This window comes from Nocardia ignorata NBRC 108230 (genome assembly GCF_001612905.1).
Taxonomy (GTDB): domain Bacteria; phylum Actinomycetota; class Actinomycetes; order Mycobacteriales; family Mycobacteriaceae; genus Nocardia; species Nocardia ignorata.
The window spans coordinates 215,095-233,013 of the sequence record NZ_BDBI01000024.1; the positions used below are offsets into that span (position 1 = coordinate 215,095).

Below are 17,919 nucleotides of genomic sequence, written 5' to 3' on the forward strand. Positions count from 1 at the left end.
CCTAGCGATGACCGACAGCGAATGCCACTTGACAGCAATTGCCACTCAGTGGCACTTTTGCAGCGCGGCTTATCTGCCGTGTTGTCACAAGAGAAGGCCCTGGATATGCGAGCACTGCTGGTCGACCGTTCCGCCCCCGCCGGACTCCGCCTCGGATCGGTCCCGGACCCCGATCCGGCCCCGAATCAGGTGTTGGTGCGGGTTGCCGCGACTTCGTTGAACCACGGCGAGGTGACCCATCTCGTTCCCGGCGCCGACGCGGGCACGGTTCTGGGTTGGGACGCTTCGGGGGTGGTCGAGCGTGCGGCTGCCGATGGCTCGGGACCGGCTGTGGGCACGCCGGTGGTCACGCTCGGACCGGCCGGTGCCTGGGCCGAATTGCGTGCTGTGGATACCGAATTCGTCGGAGTCGCACCGGTAGGTGCCGACCTCGCAGCCCTCAGTACGGTGCCGGTGGCGGGCGCGTCGGCGTTGCGCGCATTGCACCGGCTCGGCCCGTTGCTGGGGCGCAGGGTTCTCGTCACCGGTGCGTCCGGTGCGGTCGGCCGTTACGCGGTGCAGCTGGCGCGTCTCGGTGGTGCAGAGGTCGTCGCGGTGACCTCGAACCCGGACGTGCATCGTGACAGCATTCGGGTGCTCGGTGCCGGACAGGTGATAGCGGACCCGATGGAACTCGACGGCCGCGTCGACGGTGTGATCGACCTCGTCGGTGGAGCGCAGATGGTTGCCGCCTTCGAGTCGCTCGCGGAGGGTGGGACGCTCGTCTCGGTCGGGCATGCCTCGGGTGCGCCAGAGCGGTTCCCATTCGGCACCTTCTTCGGCGATGCGGGCAGGCACGACCGCTCGATCGTGACGTTCTTCCTGCTCGGCTGCCGTGATCTCGGCCGTGATCTCACCTGGCTCGCCGACCGGGTCGCCGCGGGTGTTCTCGACCCGCAGGTCGTCTGGCGAGGCGACTGGTCCGCCGCGGACGAGGCGGTCACCGCATTGCGCGACCGCCGACTGCACGGCAAGGCCGTCCTCGAGCTGGGCTGACCGGGTCCACGACGCAAACAAGTCAGGCCCCCTCGAAAGGGGGCCTGACTTGTGGTGCGCGATACTGGGATTGAACCAGTGACCTCTTCCGTGTCAGGGAAGCGCTCTCCCGCTGAGCTAATCGCGCGAGGTGGAGACGGGAATCGAACCCGTGTGCACGGCTTTGCAGGCCGTTGCCTCACCACTCGGCCACTCCACCGCGCAAAGGAGGATGGCATATTACTAGTGCCTAACCTACCTCTCGAGCGGATGACGGGATTCGAACCCGCGACCCTCACCTTGGCAAGGTGATGCGCTACCACTGCGCTACATCCGCATTCACACTTCCAGAGGAGCTCGTCCCGGGGGCCTTGCTGCTCTCCGTGGTGCGATGAGAACATTAGCCGACGCGCGGCGAAGACTACAAATCGCCTGGTTAGACGGCACAAATGTGAATTACATGCGTGTTGTCCGGTGGCGCGGCGATGACCGGTGGCCGAACTTCGGGTACCGCGCCGCACCCGCACGTTCCGGACCCTTCTCATCTACCGGGCGCGCCGCCCGAACTTCCCGTTCACAAGGCGATTTGGTGTCTCCCGGGTACCCCGTGCTAATGTTTCGTCTCGTTCGAGAGGCCGCACAAACAGCCCCTCGCAACCAGCCCGGTCCTATAGCTCAGCGGGAGAGCGTCCGCCTCACACGCGGAAGGTCGCTGGTTCGAAACCAGCTAGGACCACAGAAGAAGCAGGTCAGCACCTTTTCGGTGAGGGCCTGCTTTTTTCGTATCCCGAGGGTGGCCGCTTACGATCGCCGCTCTGTCGCGATACGGACGAGGTCGGCGACAGCCTTCGAGCTGCTGTGCGGCGGCCAGCAGATGACCGTCGTCACGGGCGGGGCATCCGGCACCGGCACGACCGCGAACGCGTCGCTCAGCTGAGCCCGAAGCGACTCGGGTACGACCGCGCAAGCCCGCCCGAGCGCGATCAGCTGCATCAGCTGGCTGTAATTGCGAACCTCAGGGCCGGGGCCGTCCGGGAAACTTCCATCGCGCCGAAGCCAGCGCGGCAGGGGCAGGTCCGACAGGGCACCGATCTCAGCCATCGACAGGTGGGATCGGCCGGCGACGGAGTGTCCCGCGGGCAGCACAGCGACCTGCGGCTCGGTATACAGATCCTCGGTGTCGAACCCAGCCGTCGAGTCGTACGGCCGATGCAGCAGAGCGACATCGGCAGACCCGTTGCGCAACAGGGCTTCCGGTTCACCGGGCCCGCACAGCACCACCTCGACAGGCACAGCACCGACCTCGGCGGCGTAAACGTCCAACAGCCTCGACAACAGTTCGCTCGACGCACCCGCCTTGGCGGCCAGCACCACACCCGGGCGATCGGCAGCGGCCCGGCGAGTACGGCGCTCAGCGGCTTCGACCGCCTCGAGCGCGACCCTGGCCTCCCGCAGCAGCACCGACCCGGCCTCGGTCAACGCGACCGCGCGAGCGGAGCGCCGCAGCAGAACCGTTCCCAGCCGCCGTTCGAGCCGCTGGATCGCCCGCGACAGCGGCGGTTGCGCGATCGCTAGCCGCCGCGCCGCCCGCCCGAAGTGCAACTCCTCCGCGACGGCGACGAAGTAGCGCAACTCCCGGGTCTCCACCAGCGCATCGTAACCAGCCACCACCACCGTCGATACCGCTGCGGTATCGCTGCCGACCCAGTCGGTATTGGTCACGCCGCCTGGCCGCGCCGCAGCATCGAGAGGCCGTCACTACCCATGACGGCCATCGCTCGAACACAGGAGTACCGATGATCAACGTCGCAGTGATCTACTACAGCCGCACCGGGAGTATCAAGGGGCTGGCAGAAGCCGCGGCCGACGGCGCCGCCGGTGCAGGCGCCCAGGTGCGCTTGCTCCCGGCGGACGAGGCAGGCAACGCCGACCTGGAATGGGCCGATGTCGTCCTGTTCGGGACGCCCAGTCACTACGGCACGATCGCCGCCGGGCTCAAGACGTTCATCGACGGCACCGGTGACCTCTGGCGGACCGGCCGACTGGCCGACAAGGTGTACGGAGCCTTCGTCTCCAGCGCGAGCACGCACGGCGGTCAGGAGACCACCCTTGCCACCTTCACGACGATCTTCACCCACTGGGGCGGGATCATCGTGCCGCCCGGCTTCACCGCGCCGGTGTCTGCCGCCGAACAGATGCGGTCCGGCAACCCCCACGGCGCCGGACACGTCGCCGGCTTCGGCAACCCGCCGACGGAGTTCGCACTGGCCGCTGCCCGCCATCAGGCGGGACGCGCTGTCGGCGTGGCTGCCCAACTGGCATCGGCCACCGCATCGGCTCGGTAGTGAACTCGCGGGTAGCCATCTCGATGCTGTCTCCTGGGCCGTGAACGTGCGTTACCCGGATTCGGACGTTCCACATTCTGGACCGCTATGTTTTCCGATGGGCGCGCGATGGGGGCCGGGTGACCGCGTGGACCGGCGGTGAGCGCGGCGCGGTGCGATCAATGCGGCCGGTGGGCGCCGGATCATCCGCCTCACCAGGCGTCGCGGCGGTCACACGGAGCCCATGCGAGTTCGGTACGGAATGCCCGAATTCGGCCGAGGCGCGATCGCGCCATGCCGAGGGATCCGAGATGCGTTTGCTGAAAGTGTGCTGTAGGTATCCTTTGCGCGTCCTGATAGCAAGGGCCGATCGGATATCCGTTCGGCCTCATGAGAATCGGAGGTCTGCGCGCACATGGTTCCGCAACGCTCGGTCCCGCGTCCGGCGGTACTCACGCCCGGCGCTGCGACATCGCAATTCCGTCCCGTGCTGCTCGACGCGTCGAGCCGGGAAGGACTGCGTGACCTGGAAGCGCTGGCGGCATCGGGTGCTGTCGGCGCGGTGCACGACACGATCGAAGATCAGCTCGACGAACTGATTCGCAGCGAGGACCCCGCTGTCGCGCACTCGGCGGACTCACTGGCGGTGGCGCGTCACCGAATCAGTGGCGGGATGCCGCTGTGGCAGTGGGGGACATGGGTGTTCTATCCGTGGAACGGTCGACTGGTGCATGTGCTGCCACGCGAGCATTTCCAGCGGCTGCGCACCGATCGCAACCGCGACAAGATCGACCGGGCCCAGCAGCACGACCTGCGTGGGCGGCGGATCGGTGTGGTCGGCCTGTCGGTGGGCAACAGCGCGGCCGTCACGCTGGCCATGGAAGGAGTCGGCGGATCCTTCCGGCTGGCCGACTTCGACAGCCTCGGGCTGTCGAACCTGAACCGGCTGCGGGCCGGGGTGAGTGATCTCGGTGTTTCCAAGGCCGTGCTGGCGGCACGCCAGATGTTCGAGATCGACCCCTACCTCGACATCGAGCTGTTCACCACCGGGCTGACCGAGGAATCGATCGGGCCGTTCTTCGACGGCGTCGACGGCACCGCTGCGCTGGATCTGCTGGTCGAGGAATGCGACACGGTGTGGGCGAAAGTCGCCGCTCGCGAATACGCGCGGCGCCGAGGGATTCCGGTCCTGATGGATGCCAACGACCGCGGACTGCTCGATGTGGAACGGTTCGATCTCGAACCCCACCGCCCGCTGTTCCACGGCCGGATCGGTACGTCCACCTCGTCCGATGTCGCGCGGATGGATCGCGGCGAACTGCTGTCTTTCCTGCTCACGGTGGTCGACGAACCCCGGCTGAGCCCGGCGATGCGCGACGCCATCGGTGAGATCGGTCGCAGCCTGTCCAGCTGGCCCCAACTCGCCTCCGGGGTGATGCTCGGCGGCGCCCTGGTAGCGGACACGGCTCGACGCATCCTGCTCGGCGAGCCGATCCCGTCGGGGCGAACCTATATCGACCTCGACGAACTCATACCCGCTCTGGGCCAGGGCATCTCGCCGGAATTCGTGCGGGCGATGGAGGAAGTCCGATGACCATCGACCTGCGCAACGTGGAACTGATCGGCGCGCGGCTGCGACTGCGCGATCTGCGTGCCGACGACCTCGACGTCTACCAGCGGATCTTCACCGACCCACAGCTGACCCGATACATGGGCACCGACAGCTTGAGCGTCCAAGCGGCCGCCGCGTCGTTCGACGCCGCCCTGCGCTCCCGGGGCGAAACTCCGCGGCGCAAGTACACATTGGCGATCACCGCGCCGGACGACGACACCATGGTCGGCACCATCGGCCTGCTGGTGGAGGATTTCGGCAGCAACGCGATGATCGGCGGTCTGGTCGTCGTTCCGGAAGGCTCGCTGCGCGCGGGCGGTATCGAGGCGGGACGGCTCATGGCGGCCTTCGCCTTCGGGCCGCTCGGCATCCACCGGGTCTGGGCGGGGCATCGGCACGATCATCCGGTGATGGACACGGTGATGGCGGGAGTGGGCTTGACACCGGAGGCGCGGCTGCGGCAGCTGTATCGCACCCAGGGCCAGTGGCGCGACGTATGCACCTATGCGGCGTTGCGACCGGAATGGGCTGCGAAGGCGACCGCCGCCGAACGTCGAATCCTCGCATCGCGGCCCGCCGAGACAAGGGAACACGCCGCCGCCGGGCGCTGAAATCCGTTGCGCGACCCTGCCGAATCGGGCTCCGGACTCGCCTCGGCGCGATAGCATCGCCGACTACAGGCCCCCGTGCAATCACCTTTGCCCGAATTGCCACCACCCGATACGCGCAGCGGCCGGCGACGGGAGGGTCTCCACCGCCGGCGAGGATCCGAAGTGGAGATCACCGATGGCAGTGCTGATCGATTCCGACTACTTCACGCCGGCGGACCGGCGGGAGGCGGTCACCGCCATCCTGCAGGAAGCCGATATCGGGGCGAACCTGCGGATGTGGGATTCGCCCGCCGAAGTGGTCAGCAGGCACCAGGCCTGGATGCTCGGCCCGATCGCGCTCACCCGCTCGGAGGTATCCGGTCACCAGGTCTGGCGCACCAGGCGGCATGAGCGGACAACGCCGAGCGACACGTTGACGGTCACCGTCCAGAACGGGCAGGTCCGCAGGCACGAACAATTCGGCGCGCAAACGCTGATCGAACCCGGCGCGTGCGAAGTGATCGACCTGGCGACCACATTCGCCTCCGGCTGGCACGGCCTCGGCGGAACGCTGTGCCTGCAGCTGTCGAGAGAACGCCTCGGCATCTCACCGGAAACGGTCGTCGCGGCGCACGGGCGGCTGGCGGCATCGCCGCTGTATCCCATGGTCACGGCACAGATCCAGCATCTCGTCCGGATCGCTGACCAGCTCGAAACCGATCCAGCCGCCGCCTCGGTGGGCGAGTCGTGCCTGGAAATGGTTCGGGCGCTGCTGATCTCGGCGGCCGGTCGCGGTCCGGGCGACGGTGCCGCCATCCCGGAGCAACTGCTGATCGAGCAGATCCTCGGGTATGTGCGGACACACCTGTCCGATTCGAGCTTGAAGATCCCCGCGATCGCCGCCGCCAACAACATCTCCGTGCGGCATCTGTACAAGGTGTGCGCCCAGTCCGGGATCAGCCTCGAGCAGTGGATCATCGAGCAGCGCCTGGTCCGCGCCCGTGACATGCTGGTCGACAGGGGCTACGCGCACCGGTCCATCGGCGCGGTGGCCGGTGCCGTCGGCTTCCGCGACGCCGCGCATTTCGCCCGGCGATTCCGCGAAGCGTTCGGCATGACACCACGGGACTGGCGCCGCAGCGCCACCGATCCGGACAACCCTCCGAAATAGCCGGAATCGACGCCCGAATGCACGTACGTTTGTGCGTGCACAGTCAGTGGCCGTGCAGTCACAGCCTCCTTCCCGGACCGATTCCCCGATACCTTTCGAATGTGGCTGCGCGAGACCGCATTAGGAGTTCGAGTGTTCGCCGATGGACACCCGTGCCGATGCGGTCCGTGCCGAGGGCATCGAGAGAGAGGGGAGACCATGTCGGCGATCGGCAAAGCGATTCGGGCGGCAAGGATGGCCTCCGGATTCACCCAGGCGGAGTTGGCCGACTGGATCGGAATTGCGGACGGAAACCAGATCAGCCGCTGGGAACGCGGTGTGGTGACACCCAGTGCCGACAATGTCTGCGAGTTGTCGAGGGTGCTCGGGGTGCGTCTCGACAAGTCTGTCGGAGACGCGGTGTCGTGCTGATCTGAATGCCGTTGCGCCGGCTCGAGGCAGGTCGGGTCGGCGCAACGGTCGGTGTTCGCCCCAGGCTACGAAACGACCTGTGAGCTCAGGTAGCTCAGGAGGATGGGGACGTCGTCGTCGTAGTCGATGTGGGCGCGGGAGGCGTAGAAGTTGGCCATATCCACACCTTGGCGAGCCAGTTGGACGAGTTCGTCGGTGGTGGCAGGGTCGGTGAGGCTCAGCAGGGTTCGGGTGGTCGCGTGCAGGTCCGCGCGGATGCCCGCGGCGACGGGGCCGAACACGGAGCCGGTGAGGTCGGCGCCGTTGGCGACCAGGGACGCCAGTTCGGCAGCAGCCCCGAGGTGGTCGTCGCGGTCGAGGGATTCGACCGCACGCCACAGTGTTTCTTGAGTTCGGCCTGCTCTGTCGGCGATGCCGAGCAGGTCGATGTGCGCGAGGGCGTCGGCGATGACACCGACCGCCGCCGTCCGTCCGGTGGGGTCGACGGCGGCAGCCGCGCGGACGACCTCGGCGACCAGCACACGATCCACACCGGCGGCGGCCTGGACCAAGGGTGACAGGGCGGTGTTCAGGGCATCCGCGGCCCGGCGCGCACTGCGGATATCGCCCGCCGCGATGAACTCCGGAAGGCGGGTCAGGTTGTCGGTGATGGTCGGCAGGTTCGCCGCGGTGGCAGTCCAGCCGGCCCCCATCGTGACCGCTTGCGCGATCAGATTGTTCGGATCGACCGTAGGGGGAACGAGGTTCGCGATCGGCCCGGGGTCACCACTGAGTACGCGGCCGACCACGGCGAGGAACGGGGAAGTGGCCGAATCGAGGGCACAGTACAGATCGCCGTCGGCGCACAGAGTGCGAACCCGGTCGGTCAACGCGCCGAAATCCCGGTCCCGCGCCCCGGCGATACCGTAGCCGGGCTGCGGATCACCCAGGGAGAGCGTGGTATCCGGATCGCGATGCGGATCGGCGAGCAGCCCGACACCGGCCACTCGATCGGCCTCGATGGGACCGTCACCATGGCCGATCGCGGTCGCGAGATCACCGACACCGTCCGCGCCCTGGCTGTAACCGGCCAGGACCACTCTCGTCGAGTCGCACAGGCCGCGCAGCATGCGGTCCAAACGGGATTCCAGGGTGCTCAGCGACTCCGCGTAGCTCAACCCCAGATCGAAAGCGCTTGCGGCATAAGGCACATAGAGCACCGTGATGTCGCGGCCGAACCGCTGTCGCAGGCCCTCACCGACCGGCCGCAGCATCCCGACGGGCACCTCGGGATCGGCGTCCGGCGTCGTCTCCCAGGTCCCCGGCGCCAGAATCGCCGTATATGGGGTACAGGGTTGCGCGCCAGGCGTTTCCGCCCGCGCGACACCGACCGCCGAGGACCCGACCGTCACAACAGCGACGGCCGACACCACCACACTGAATCTCGACAACCTGTTCATCGACCAATTCCTCTGTTGCCGAAGGATATTCGCGACGGTTGCCAACAGCGCCGACCGTCGTCACCAATTCTCGCCACCCGCAGCCGGTTACGTCGACACTTTCAGGCACAGTTTCATTTCAGATCTGAATTCCGGGAGCGCTGTCTGTCAGCGCCGAGCCAGCTCGAGCAGCGCCGCGCGCAGATCGGGGCGGGGGGCGGTGGCGTCGAGTTCCAGGAGGGCGGTTTCGACGATCGCGGCGACGAGGAGGACGGCGACGGGGTGGGGGTCGGGCCAGCCGATCGCGGTCAGGTCCTCGGTGGCGATGTCGGCGGCGAGGGCGTTGCGGTGGGCGACTTCGCCGCCCAGGCCCGCATCGGTACGCGCCTGGACCAGCAGGGCTTTGGTGGCCGGGTCGGCCAGGCAGCCGTCCAGGTAGACATCGATGCCGGTGCGCAGGCGTTCGGCGCCGGGCGGAAGGTCGGCGATGGCGGCCCGGACACGGGCGAAGAGGGTGTCGTGGAACTCGCGGTGCAGGGCGAGGAGGTACTCCTCGCGGCTGGGCCAGTGCTGGTAGAAGCTGCCTTTGGCCATGCCCGCCCCGGCCGTGATGGCATTGACCGACACCTTGCTCAGGTTTTCGCTGCCGAGCAGAGCGCGGCCCGCGTCCAGCAGGGCGCGGCGCCCGGGCTCCGGAGATCTCATCGGTTCACCTCGCTGTGCGCACGCAGAAACGGTGTCACCGTATCGAGGAACAGCTGTGGCGCCTCGCAGAAGGGTTCGTGCCGGGTGGGAAGGACCGCCACCTCGGCGTGCGGCAGAGCTGCCGCGAGACCGCGCCGGTTGAGCACCCACGGATTGATCGGATCGTTGCGGCCCCACACCACCTGAACCGGGGCCTGGATCGGCAACGGGCCGTTCGCGGCCAGGTCGAGATCGGGGGCGGCGATGGTCGCCCAGAGCCTGCGGTACACCGTCAGCCGCTGCGGGTCGTCGCGCACCCGGCGTGCGCGTTCGAGGACCGGACGCACGGCTCCGCGACCGGGCGGCCCGAGGTAGAGGCGCGCGGCGGGCCCTACCGTGCGCGCGGCGACAGCGTGCGCCGACATGAACCGCGACATCGCCCGCACGGCAAGGCCATGGGGCACGAACCCGGCCGGTTGCACGAGCACAGCGGCACGCACATGCTCGGGTTCGCGTTCGGCCAGCCGCGCGGCGGCATACCCGCCGACACTGTTACCGAGCACGACGACGGACCCGAAACCGTGCTCAGCCTGTAGTACTTCGAGAACGCGGCTCGCGATCATCGGCAGCACCGGCGTTCGTAGAGCCGCAGGGTCGGACACCGTCGAATCGCCGAATCCGGGCCAATCGAGCGCGGCCACCGGCCACTGCTCACCCAACGCAGGCAGAACGGCGGCGAAATCACGATGATCACCCGGATTGGCATGCAGGAGAAGCAATGCCGTCCGCCCACCCGGATCGCACCCACTCAGATGCACGGTCACTGTGCCGAACCTGGTCTCGACGGATACCCGCATGATCCCCTCCGATCGCTCGACACCAAACATAGGAATGACCGACCGGTCGGTCAAGGGTGTCGATGCCTGGTGCGTCGAGGATGCGGAAGGTGGCGCCGGTCGCGATGATCACCGATTTCGCCGACACCTCGAGGCCGCCCGTGGGTCGGCGGGTTGTATCCAGCGGCAAGCGATTTCGTTGCGGCTGAGGAATGTCCGGACCGCCGCGCACGCTGGTGACCACAGGTCGCCGACGACGGTGAGCGCCGTGGATCCGTGCTCGTCGTGCGAGGTAGAGGCCATTTTTCGAGGGTAGTCCCGGCCGCTGCGACGTCCGGGGAAGCACGACGTCGAGCATGTCGGCGTGGGTGGTGCCGCTCCGGCCGATCACTGCGGTCGCCGAGAGATGGGATCGCCGCTGCCGCTTGTCGCCTGGCGGTCGATTGTGCATACTCGGCTGATGACGACAAGTGGAAAGGGCGTCCTCCGCCCGGGCCGTTGAGCCCCTCGCCGGTCCTGGAACCGGCTTCCTGTTCGCTCGATTCCCGCCTCGCCCTCTGGTCACGTGTGCGCCAGTTCGCCGTCCCACCGACGATGATCGATGCGGCCACCGCTCGGCGCGGTGTCGGTGATTGGGCGGGGGCCTGCGCTGCGGCGCACGTCGATACCGATATCGATCTCCGCGCGCTGGCCCGGAAACACGGCCGCGAACTCGCCGCTCGGGTGCGTACCGACCTTCGATATCTGGCCCCGGATCTGCTGCGCTGGCACCTGCCGAGAGTCGCACCCGACGGATTGCTCCGGCCGGGCCTGACGCTGGCATTGGCTCGATACGCGAGCGAAACATCCAGAGACCGAGAAGGATTCGTGCATCTGGTGGTGCGGACAGCACCGGCGTGGGCCGACGCCGGTCAGCGCATCAGCCTCGCCGTACGGGACGGCTCCGACGCCGCGCCGAGCCTGCACCCGCATCCGCGACCGAACCGGCGCTACCGACTCGACCTGCACCGCCACCTCTGGGACGCCCGCCGAGCCGGGGAACTGGCGATGCGGTGCGGGGCCTCGCCGGGCGGGACCGGTGATCCGGGTGTCGCGGCGAGATTCGTCGCCGGCGTGACCTCGCCCGCCGATCGAGGGCTGATCGAAACCGTGCCGACGAATTGTGCGGTCGAGCAGTGGGCCGCCGAGGCAGTCCGGCTGCTGCGCGCCGAGCAGCGGCCGATGACGTCACGCGCCGAGAAGGCATCGCCGCAGCCGGTTTCCGCGGGCGCGGCACGAGCGTCGTCCCAGCGGGTACTGGTCCGATTCGGTGCTCGACGGCATGTGGTGCTGGAAGTGGAACCCGCGCCGACAGCATCGGGAGAACCGGCGCCGGGGTGGGGTCCGGTCGTGCGAATCGTGACGGACCACCCGCGCGGCCGGCTGACTGCCTTGCCGATCCTGCCCGATGCCGCCACCTGGACGCTTCCCGACCTGGACCTCCTGCGCGCCGGTGCCATCACAGCCGACCGGCTCCACCCGCTGGTCGCCGAGGCCCTCGTCCCGATGGCGGATCGATCGCCTACCCGAACGCGGACCTCGCCTCCTCGAACACACCTCGTCGAATGCCGAGGTGAGACCCATCGGATCGGCTTGGTGAACGGGACACTCAGCGCGCTCGACCACGACCCGGCCGAGGTCGAGCGGGAGGAACTCCTGGTCGCACTGACCGGTGTCGCCCTGCCGTGCCTGCGCGTCATCGATGCGGCGCATCGCCGGCCCGACTGGATCGACGGTGTTCGTGAACGTCTCGACCACGGCGACACCGCCGGAGCCCTGACCGTCGTCGAAGACCTGCTCGGCCCGGGTGCCGTGCTGCGGGACGGACCGTTGCGCGACGCCATAGACCGGGCGGCACGCCGCCGGATCACCTACGGCCTGTATCGATCCGAGATCTTCGCGGGTCTCGGCAAGGACGCTCCGCGTACCCTCGCCGACCGCCTGCAACGGGCAGGGCTGCGCCAAGGACGTGACCGCAAGCTCCTCCAGCGCCTGGCCCGCCACGACAACCGCCACGTCCTTTCCTGACCCTGCCGCCGGGCTCACCGGCGCGCAGTGAACCCATCAGGCACCCGAACTCTCACACCCTCAAGGTGATTCATGACTGTGCACTTTTCCGACCTGTCCACGCAGTACGCCGCGACTCTCCCGACTCCGATGCCCGATCCGGCATCACCCGACAACCGAGGTGAATCGACCCCACCCCGACCGCACACTGCCCAACTCGATGTCGCCGACGAACTGCTGAACCTGCTCGGCCGCACCACCACCGAACCACACCGCAATCCGCAACTCGAGGCACTCACCCTGGCCGTCGCCGCCGATCTGCCGGTGCTGCTGTGGGGTGAACCAGGGATCGGCAAGACCGCCGCGCTCACCCAGCTCGCCGAATCCCTCGACCTGCCACTCACCACCGTCATCGCGAGTGTGCACGAGCCCTCGGACTTCTCGGGTCTGCCGATTCCCGGCGCCGACCCGGCCGTCGACGGTGTCCCCATGGCGCCGCCGGACTGGGCGGTGCAACTCGCGCAGGCCGGTCGCGGGCTGCTGTTCCTGGACGAGTTGTCCACCGCCCCACCGGCCGTGCAGGCGGCGCTGCTGCGGCTGGTGCTCGAACGGCGGGTCGGTGCGTTGCGGCTGCCTCCGGGAGTGCGCATCGTCGCGGCGGCGAATCCTAGGTCGTCCGCCGCCGACGGCTGGGAACTCAGCCCGCCACTGGCCAACCGTTTCGTACATCTGCACTGGACCCACGACCCGGAGGTGGTCGTACGCGGTCTCGGCGGCACCTGGCCGAAGGCGGAGCTGCCGCGACTGGACTCCGAAAAGCTGCCGGAGGCAGTCGCTTTCGCGCGCAGATCGGTGTGTGCGCTCCTCACCGCACGCCCCGCCCTCGCCCACCAGCTGCCGACGACCGAAACACGGCGGGGCGGGGCGTGGGCCTCACCGCGCAGCTGGGAGATGACGATGCGGCTGATCGCGTTCGCCACCGCATCGGGCGCCGACCGCGAGGTCCTCGCACAGCTGATCCGCGGCACCGTCGGTGACGGACCCGGATTCGAACTGCTCACCAGCATGGACCGGATGGACCTGCCCGATCCGGAAATCCTGCTCGCCGACGCTGCCGGCGCCGACCTGCCCGAGCGTGGCGATCTGCGCCAGGTGGTCCTGGACGGCGTCGTCGCCGCCGTCCGCAACCACCCGAACCGGGCGCGATGGGACGCGGCCTGGGCACTGCTGGTGCGGGCCGTCCGGACGGGTGCCCCGGACCTGGTGGTCGTGCCCGCCACCACCCTGGCCACCCTGCGCCGCGACGACTGGGTGGTGCCCGCCGCGATCGAGGAACTCGCCGGCGTGGTGTCGATCTCGCAACGCGCGGACCGGGCGGCCGCCCGCGTCGCGGCGAAGGTGAGCCGATGAGCGTCGACATCGACAAGCTCTACGCCGCCCGCCTGCACGCGATCCGGGCGCGCCCCTACCTGGCGACCGCGCTGTTCGTCCTGCACCTCGTCGAATCGCGGCAGGTGCCGACGATGGGCGTCGACCGGTACTGGCGGTGTTATGTCGCACCGGGTTTCGTCGACCGCACACCGGTCGAGGAACTGGCCTCGGTGTTGGTTCACGAGGTATCGCACCTGTTGCGCGAACACCACGAGCGCGGCGAACGCTTCGCCCGAGCACACAATCTGGACGGACCGGCCGAGCAACTGCGCCGCAATATCGCCGCCGACGCCGAGATCAACGACGACGCCTTCGGCGACGGCCTCGTCGTCCCCGAGGGCGCGGTCACGCCCGCACGGTTGGGGTTGGCCGAGGGCGAACTGATGGAAGAATATCTGCGGCAGTTCCGCCTCGGTCGCCTTACCGAGGACATGGCCTGGCTCGACTGCGGCAGCGGTGCCGACGGGGCGGACCGCCCCTGGGATCTCGGCCCCGACGGCGCCGACGGGCTCGACACCCAGGAACGCGACGCGGTGCGCTTCCGCGTCGCCCAGGCCATCATCGGCCGACCAGGCGACGCACCCGCGGGCTGGCGGCGCTGGGCGGAGGAGGCGCTGCACCCACCGCAGCCGTGGCGCGATCTGCTCGGCGCGGCCCTGCGCTCGGCGGCGACCGCGGCGGGCGCGGGTGCCGACTACCGGTACGGGCGACCCGCCAGGCGCGCGGCGAGCCTGCCGGGGGTGGTGCTGCCGAGTCTGCGCCGGACACCGCCACGGGTGGGGGTCGTCATCGATACGTCGGGGTCGGTCAGTGACGACGAATTGGGCAGTGCCCTACTGGAAGTCGCCGCGATCACCCGCACCCTCGGTGGCCGCCGCGACCTGCTCACCGTGTGGTCGTGCGACGCGGCCGCCCGCATCGCCGACCCGGTGTGCCGCGCCGAGGGAATCACCCTGATCGGAGGCGGCGGCACCGACCTGCGGACCGGATTCACCCGCGCCCTGCGCACCCGACCGGACGTCCTCGTCGCGCTGACCGACGGCCAGACACCGTGGCCGTCGGCGCGCCCGTCCTGTCGAACCGTCGTCGGCCTGTTCCGCCGGGAACAGGCTGTGTCGGAGAACGATCCGTACTACGTGCCCGACCGACCGCCCGCGTGGGCCAGAGTGGTCCGGATCGGCTGAGGTCATCGCTCGGTGTCGCCGCCCGCCTGTCCGTGGCGAGTCCTCGATCAGGCGGTGCGGCGTGCCCGGATCGGCGAGACCAGCATGAACAGCCCGGTGAACAACATGGCCGCCAGCGGTATCAGCGGGAGGTAGGAGACCCACACGATCGGATCGGGCAGTGACAGCGCCACGATCGTGGCGAGCACGGCGAGCGTGAACACCACCCCCGACCAGCGATGCGCCTGCCGCGCCCGCCCGATGATCGGGCGCCGCCGACCGCGCACGTACATCCACGCACCGGAAACGAAGAGCCCGGCGAGCGGGACCAGCGGCAGGTAGGACACCCACTGCGGACCGCGCAAGGCAAGCACCAGCACGGTGACGACCAGCGTGGCGAGAAAGGTGACGGCGATCAGCCGGTGCGCCCGGCGAACCCTGGCGGTTGTGTTCATGGGGACGACATTTCCACGCCTGGATCACCGGAGCTTCTCGATTCCTGATCGCTTCGGCACCCAGTGTCAGCTGTGGCACACATCACAGTTGCGTAGCAATTCGGGTCAGAACCTTTTCGCGAGCTTGGGTAAGTCTTTACTATTGATCCCGGCCCGTTTCCGAGGGCTCTTCTCGCAGCTCAGTGTCTGTTGCCAGTGCATGTTCGACCGATGAACCGGACGCCTCACCGCTCCGGCGAAGGAGAATGATGGCTACCCTCGATGGTTCGGATGTTGTGAATTCTGCGCTGCCGCACTCTGTTACGGCCATTCGGCGCGTCACGGCGGCGGGGTGGTGTGTCCCGGCTCACCGATAGCGAATTGCTGTGGGCCACAACACGATGGCGGCAAGATTATGGCCACTCCCACTGTTGTTGCGGCACACTGGTTTTGCCAAATCTTTACCAATAGATTGATCACCTATGCCATTCCTTCCCGGTTCGCCGTCGCACCGGGGTTCCCTGCGCGAAGGAGAGACATGTCCGTAGATCAAGATCTCGCTCCGCCCGAGCCCGAGGTCGCGCCGCTACCCGAAAAGCCGTCCCGCCCACCGCGGTTGCAGAACATAGTGCGTCATGATCTGCCCGCCTCTATTGTCGTCTTCCTGGTCGCGTTGCCGTTGTCGCTCGGCATCGCGGTCGCCTCCGGCGCGCCGGTCGCCGCCGGACTCGTTGCCGCTGTGATCGGCGGTATCGTCGCCGGTTCGCTCGGCGGTTCGGTCCTGCAGGTCAGTGGTCCCGCCGCCGGACTCACCGTCGTCGTTGCCGAATCTATTACCCAGTTCGGCTGGCGGACAACCTGTTTCATCGTCGCCGCCGCCGGTGTGCTGCAGATCCTGTTCGGGCTGAGCCGGATCGCGCGCGCCGCCCTCGCCGTGGCGCCCGTCGTGGTACACGCGATGCTCGCGGGCATCGGAATCACCATCGCGCTGCAGCAGATCCACGTGCTGCTCGGTGGTTCCTCGCACAGCAGCGCATGGCGCAATCTCGTCGAACTGCCCGGTCAACTGCTGTCCGTGCACGGCGGCGGCGCCCTCGTCGGCGCCGTGGTGATCGCGGTGATGCTCGGCTGGAAGTACGTCCCACCGGCCTTGCGCGCGGTGCCCGGCCCGCTCGTCGCGGTGGTCGTCGGCACACTGATCTCGTTCTTGTTCACCGACATCGACCGCATCGTCCTCGACGGCTCGATCTTCGACGCCCTGCAACTGCCGCAGCTGCCCTCGGGGAACTGGGCGGGCGTGGCCATGATGGTGCTCACCATCGCGCTCATCGCCAGCGTGGAGAGCCTGCTCTCGGCGGTCGCCGTCGACAAGATGCACACCGGTCCGCGCACCGATTTCGACCGTGAACTCGTCGGCCAGGGCTCGGCGAACGTGCTCTCGGGCCTGGTCGGCGGCCTGCCGATCACCGGTGTGATCGTGCGCAGTTCGGCCAATGTGGCCGCGGGCGCGCGCTCGCGTGCCTCGGCGATCATGCACGGTGTCTGGGTGCTGGTGTTCTCCGTGGCACTGGTCGGGCTGGTCGAGCAGATCCCGATGGCCGCGCTGGCCGGTCTGCTCATCGTGATCGGCATCCAGCTGGTGAAGATCGCTCACATCCGGTCCGCCAAACGTACCGGTGACCTGCTGATCTACCTCGTCACGGTGCTCGGCGTCGTATTCCTGAACCTGCTGGAGGGCGTGCTGCTCGGGCTCGGGCTCGCCTTCGCGCTGCTGCTGTGGCGGGTGGTGCGGGTGCAGGTGAGCGCGGTGCCGGTGGGGGCGCGCTGGCTGGTCCGCATCGACGGATCGTGCACCTTCCTCGCACTGCCCAAGCTGTCCTCGGAACTGGCCAAGGTGCCCGCCGGTGCCGAGGTGACAGTGGAGATGACCGTCGACTTCCTCGACCACGCCGCCTTCGAGGCCATCGAGGACTGGCAGCGTCAGCTGGAAAGTTCCGGCGGCCGTGTCGATTTCGTGGAGATCGGCAGTGCGCGGATGGCCGGTGCCGACGCGGCGCCGCCCGCCCGCGGCTTCGGGCGGCAGGTGTGGGACGAGTTCCTCGGACCGTGGCGCCACCGCGCCTCCGGTGGCGACGCGCTGCGGGCCGGTGTGTCGGCCTTCCATCGCAGCCACGCCCACGTGGTGCGGCCGCACCTGGACGGGCTGCGCGACCGGCAGGACCCCGACTCGTTCTTCCTCACCTGCGCCGATTCTCGGATCGTGCCCAACGTGATCACCTCCAGCGGCCCCGGTGACCTGTTCACCGTCCGCAACGTGGGCAATCTGGTGCCGATCACCGGCGACCACTCCGTCGAGGCGGCACTGGCGTTCGCGCTGGACGAACTCGCGGTGCGCTCGGTGGTGGTGTGCGGGCACTCCGCCTGCGGGGCGATGAAGGCGGTCTACACCGGCGCCGACGCCGAGGGCGGGCTCAGTTCCTGGCTCGCGCACGCCGAGGCCAGTCTGGAGCGGTTCCGCGCGGGTCATCCGGTGGTCCGGGCGGCCAGGGCGGCGGGCTTCGACGAGGTCGACCAGCTCAGCATGGTGAACGTGGCCGTACAGGTGGAAACGCTGCGTCGTCATCCCGCGGTGCGGCGTGCCGTCGAGGAGCGTGGACTGGTCGTGTCGGGGCTGTTCTTCGACATCGCCGGTGCCCGGGTGCTCGAGGTGACCGCCGACGGCGTCCGGACCATCGACGGTGACCTCGGCGTCGGACTGTGACCGGCCGGCGGTCGGCTCGTTAGG

The 17,919-nt window shown here is 68.5% G+C and carries 15 protein-coding genes and 4 tRNA genes; 11 read left to right on the top strand and 8 right to left on the bottom strand.

Going from position 1 to position 17,919, the window contains the following annotated elements; genetic code table 11:
- Positions 1-105 precede the first annotated feature (105 nt).
- A complete protein-coding gene (locus NI2_RS20345; protein ID WP_067492894.1) occupies positions 106-1,035 on the top strand; it encodes a zinc-binding dehydrogenase in 930 nt (309 codons plus the stop codon).
- Between the two features lie 52 nt (positions 1,036-1,087).
- Here the strand turns inward: NI2_RS20345 and NI2_RS20350 are convergent.
- From NI2_RS20350 to NI2_RS20360, 3 genes are all read right to left on the bottom strand, one after another.
- Positions 1,088-1,162: transfer RNA gene (locus tag NI2_RS20350), tRNA-Val, on the bottom strand.
- A 1-nt stretch (position 1,163) separates the two neighbouring features.
- A tRNA-Cys gene (locus NI2_RS20355) sits at positions 1,164-1,234 on the bottom strand.
- A gap of 45 nt (positions 1,235-1,279) precedes the next feature.
- Positions 1,280-1,351: transfer RNA gene (locus NI2_RS20360), tRNA-Gly, on the bottom strand.
- 327 nt (positions 1,352-1,678) lie between these two features.
- Between NI2_RS20360 and NI2_RS20365 the strand changes: the two genes are divergently transcribed.
- A tRNA-Val gene (locus tag NI2_RS20365) sits at positions 1,679-1,750 on the top strand.
- 65 nt (positions 1,751-1,815) lie between these two features.
- Here NI2_RS20365 and NI2_RS20370 read toward each other — a convergent pair.
- The gene (locus NI2_RS20370; RefSeq protein ID WP_279537535.1) at positions 1,816-2,736 is read right to left on the bottom strand and encodes a LysR family transcriptional regulator; all 921 of its coding nucleotides are present in this window, start codon (positions 2,734-2,736) and stop codon (positions 1,816-1,818) included.
- A 74-nt stretch (positions 2,737-2,810) separates the two neighbouring features.
- Here NI2_RS20370 and NI2_RS20375 point away from each other — a divergent pair, with 74 nt between their 5' ends.
- From NI2_RS20375 to NI2_RS20395, 5 genes are all read left to right on the top strand, one after another.
- The gene (locus tag NI2_RS20375; protein WP_067492896.1) at positions 2,811-3,359 is read left to right on the top strand and encodes an NAD(P)H-dependent oxidoreductase; all 549 of its coding nucleotides are present in this window, start codon (positions 2,811-2,813) and stop codon (positions 3,357-3,359) included.
- 394 nt (positions 3,360-3,753) lie between these two features.
- Complete coding sequence (locus NI2_RS20380; protein ID WP_208115307.1) at positions 3,754-4,932, top strand: ThiF family adenylyltransferase; 1,179 nt, start codon at positions 3,754-3,756, stop codon at positions 4,930-4,932.
- On the top strand, positions 4,929-5,561 hold the full coding sequence (locus NI2_RS20385) for a GNAT family N-acetyltransferase (RefSeq protein WP_067492898.1): 633 nt from the start codon (positions 4,929-4,931) through the stop codon (positions 5,559-5,561). Before NI2_RS20380 ends, NI2_RS20385 begins: the two co-directional genes overlap by 4 nt.
- Before the next feature lie 175 nt (positions 5,562-5,736).
- Complete coding sequence (locus NI2_RS20390; RefSeq protein WP_067492900.1) at positions 5,737-6,711, top strand: helix-turn-helix domain-containing protein; 975 nt, start codon at positions 5,737-5,739, stop codon at positions 6,709-6,711.
- A 198-nt stretch (positions 6,712-6,909) separates the two neighbouring features.
- The gene (locus NI2_RS20395; protein WP_067492902.1) at positions 6,910-7,122 is read left to right on the top strand and encodes a helix-turn-helix domain-containing protein; all 213 of its coding nucleotides are present in this window, start codon (positions 6,910-6,912) and stop codon (positions 7,120-7,122) included.
- Positions 7,123-7,187: 65 nt separating this feature from the next.
- Here the strand turns inward: NI2_RS20395 and NI2_RS20400 are convergent, their stop codons facing one another.
- The 3 genes from NI2_RS20400 to NI2_RS20410 all read right to left on the bottom strand — a co-directional run bounded on the left by NI2_RS20400 (position 7,188) and on the right by NI2_RS20410 (position 10,081).
- Positions 7,188-8,561 carry a cutinase family protein gene (locus NI2_RS20400; RefSeq protein ID WP_084476560.1) on the bottom strand — a complete coding sequence of 458 codons (1,374 nt, stop codon included), beginning with the start codon at positions 8,559-8,561 and terminating at the stop codon, positions 7,188-7,190.
- A gap of 147 nt (positions 8,562-8,708) precedes the next feature.
- A complete protein-coding gene (locus NI2_RS20405; protein WP_067492906.1) occupies positions 8,709-9,245 on the bottom strand; it encodes a TetR/AcrR family transcriptional regulator in 537 nt (178 codons plus the stop codon).
- Complete coding sequence (locus tag NI2_RS20410) at positions 9,242-10,081, bottom strand: alpha/beta fold hydrolase (RefSeq protein ID WP_166655712.1); 840 nt, start codon at positions 10,079-10,081, stop codon at positions 9,242-9,244. Before NI2_RS20410 ends, NI2_RS20405 begins: the two co-directional genes overlap by 4 nt.
- A 546-nt stretch (positions 10,082-10,627) precedes the next feature.
- Here NI2_RS20410 and NI2_RS20415 point away from each other — a divergent pair.
- The 3 genes from NI2_RS20415 to NI2_RS20425 all read left to right on the top strand — a co-directional run bounded on the left by NI2_RS20415 (position 10,628) and on the right by NI2_RS20425 (position 14,721).
- The gene (locus NI2_RS20415) at positions 10,628-12,127 is read left to right on the top strand and encodes a hypothetical protein (protein ID WP_218018530.1); all 1,500 of its coding nucleotides are present in this window, start codon (positions 10,628-10,630) and stop codon (positions 12,125-12,127) included.
- Positions 12,128-12,256: 129 nt separating this feature from the next.
- On the top strand, positions 12,257-13,516 hold the full coding sequence (locus tag NI2_RS20420; RefSeq protein WP_067493053.1) for an AAA family ATPase: 1,260 nt from the start codon (positions 12,257-12,259) through the stop codon (positions 13,514-13,516).
- Entirely contained in the window at positions 13,513-14,721 is a 1,209-nt protein-coding gene (locus tag NI2_RS20425) for a vWA domain-containing protein (RefSeq protein ID WP_067492910.1), read from the top strand. The genes NI2_RS20420 and NI2_RS20425 overlap by 4 nt, the downstream gene beginning before the upstream one ends.
- Before the next feature lie 47 nt (positions 14,722-14,768).
- Here the strand turns inward: NI2_RS20425 and NI2_RS34770 are convergent, their stop codons facing one another.
- Positions 14,769-15,155 carry a hypothetical protein gene (locus NI2_RS34770; protein WP_208115306.1) on the bottom strand — a complete coding sequence of 129 codons (387 nt, stop codon included), beginning with the start codon at positions 15,153-15,155 and terminating at the stop codon, positions 14,769-14,771.
- A gap of 517 nt (positions 15,156-15,672) precedes the next feature.
- On the opposite strand from NI2_RS34770, the gene NI2_RS20440 reads away from it, so the two are divergent.
- Positions 15,673-17,895: a SulP family inorganic anion transporter gene (locus NI2_RS20440; protein WP_067492912.1), complete on the top strand. Its 2,223-nt coding sequence runs from the start codon at positions 15,673-15,675 to the stop codon at positions 17,893-17,895.
- Positions 17,896-17,919 lie beyond the last annotated feature (24 nt).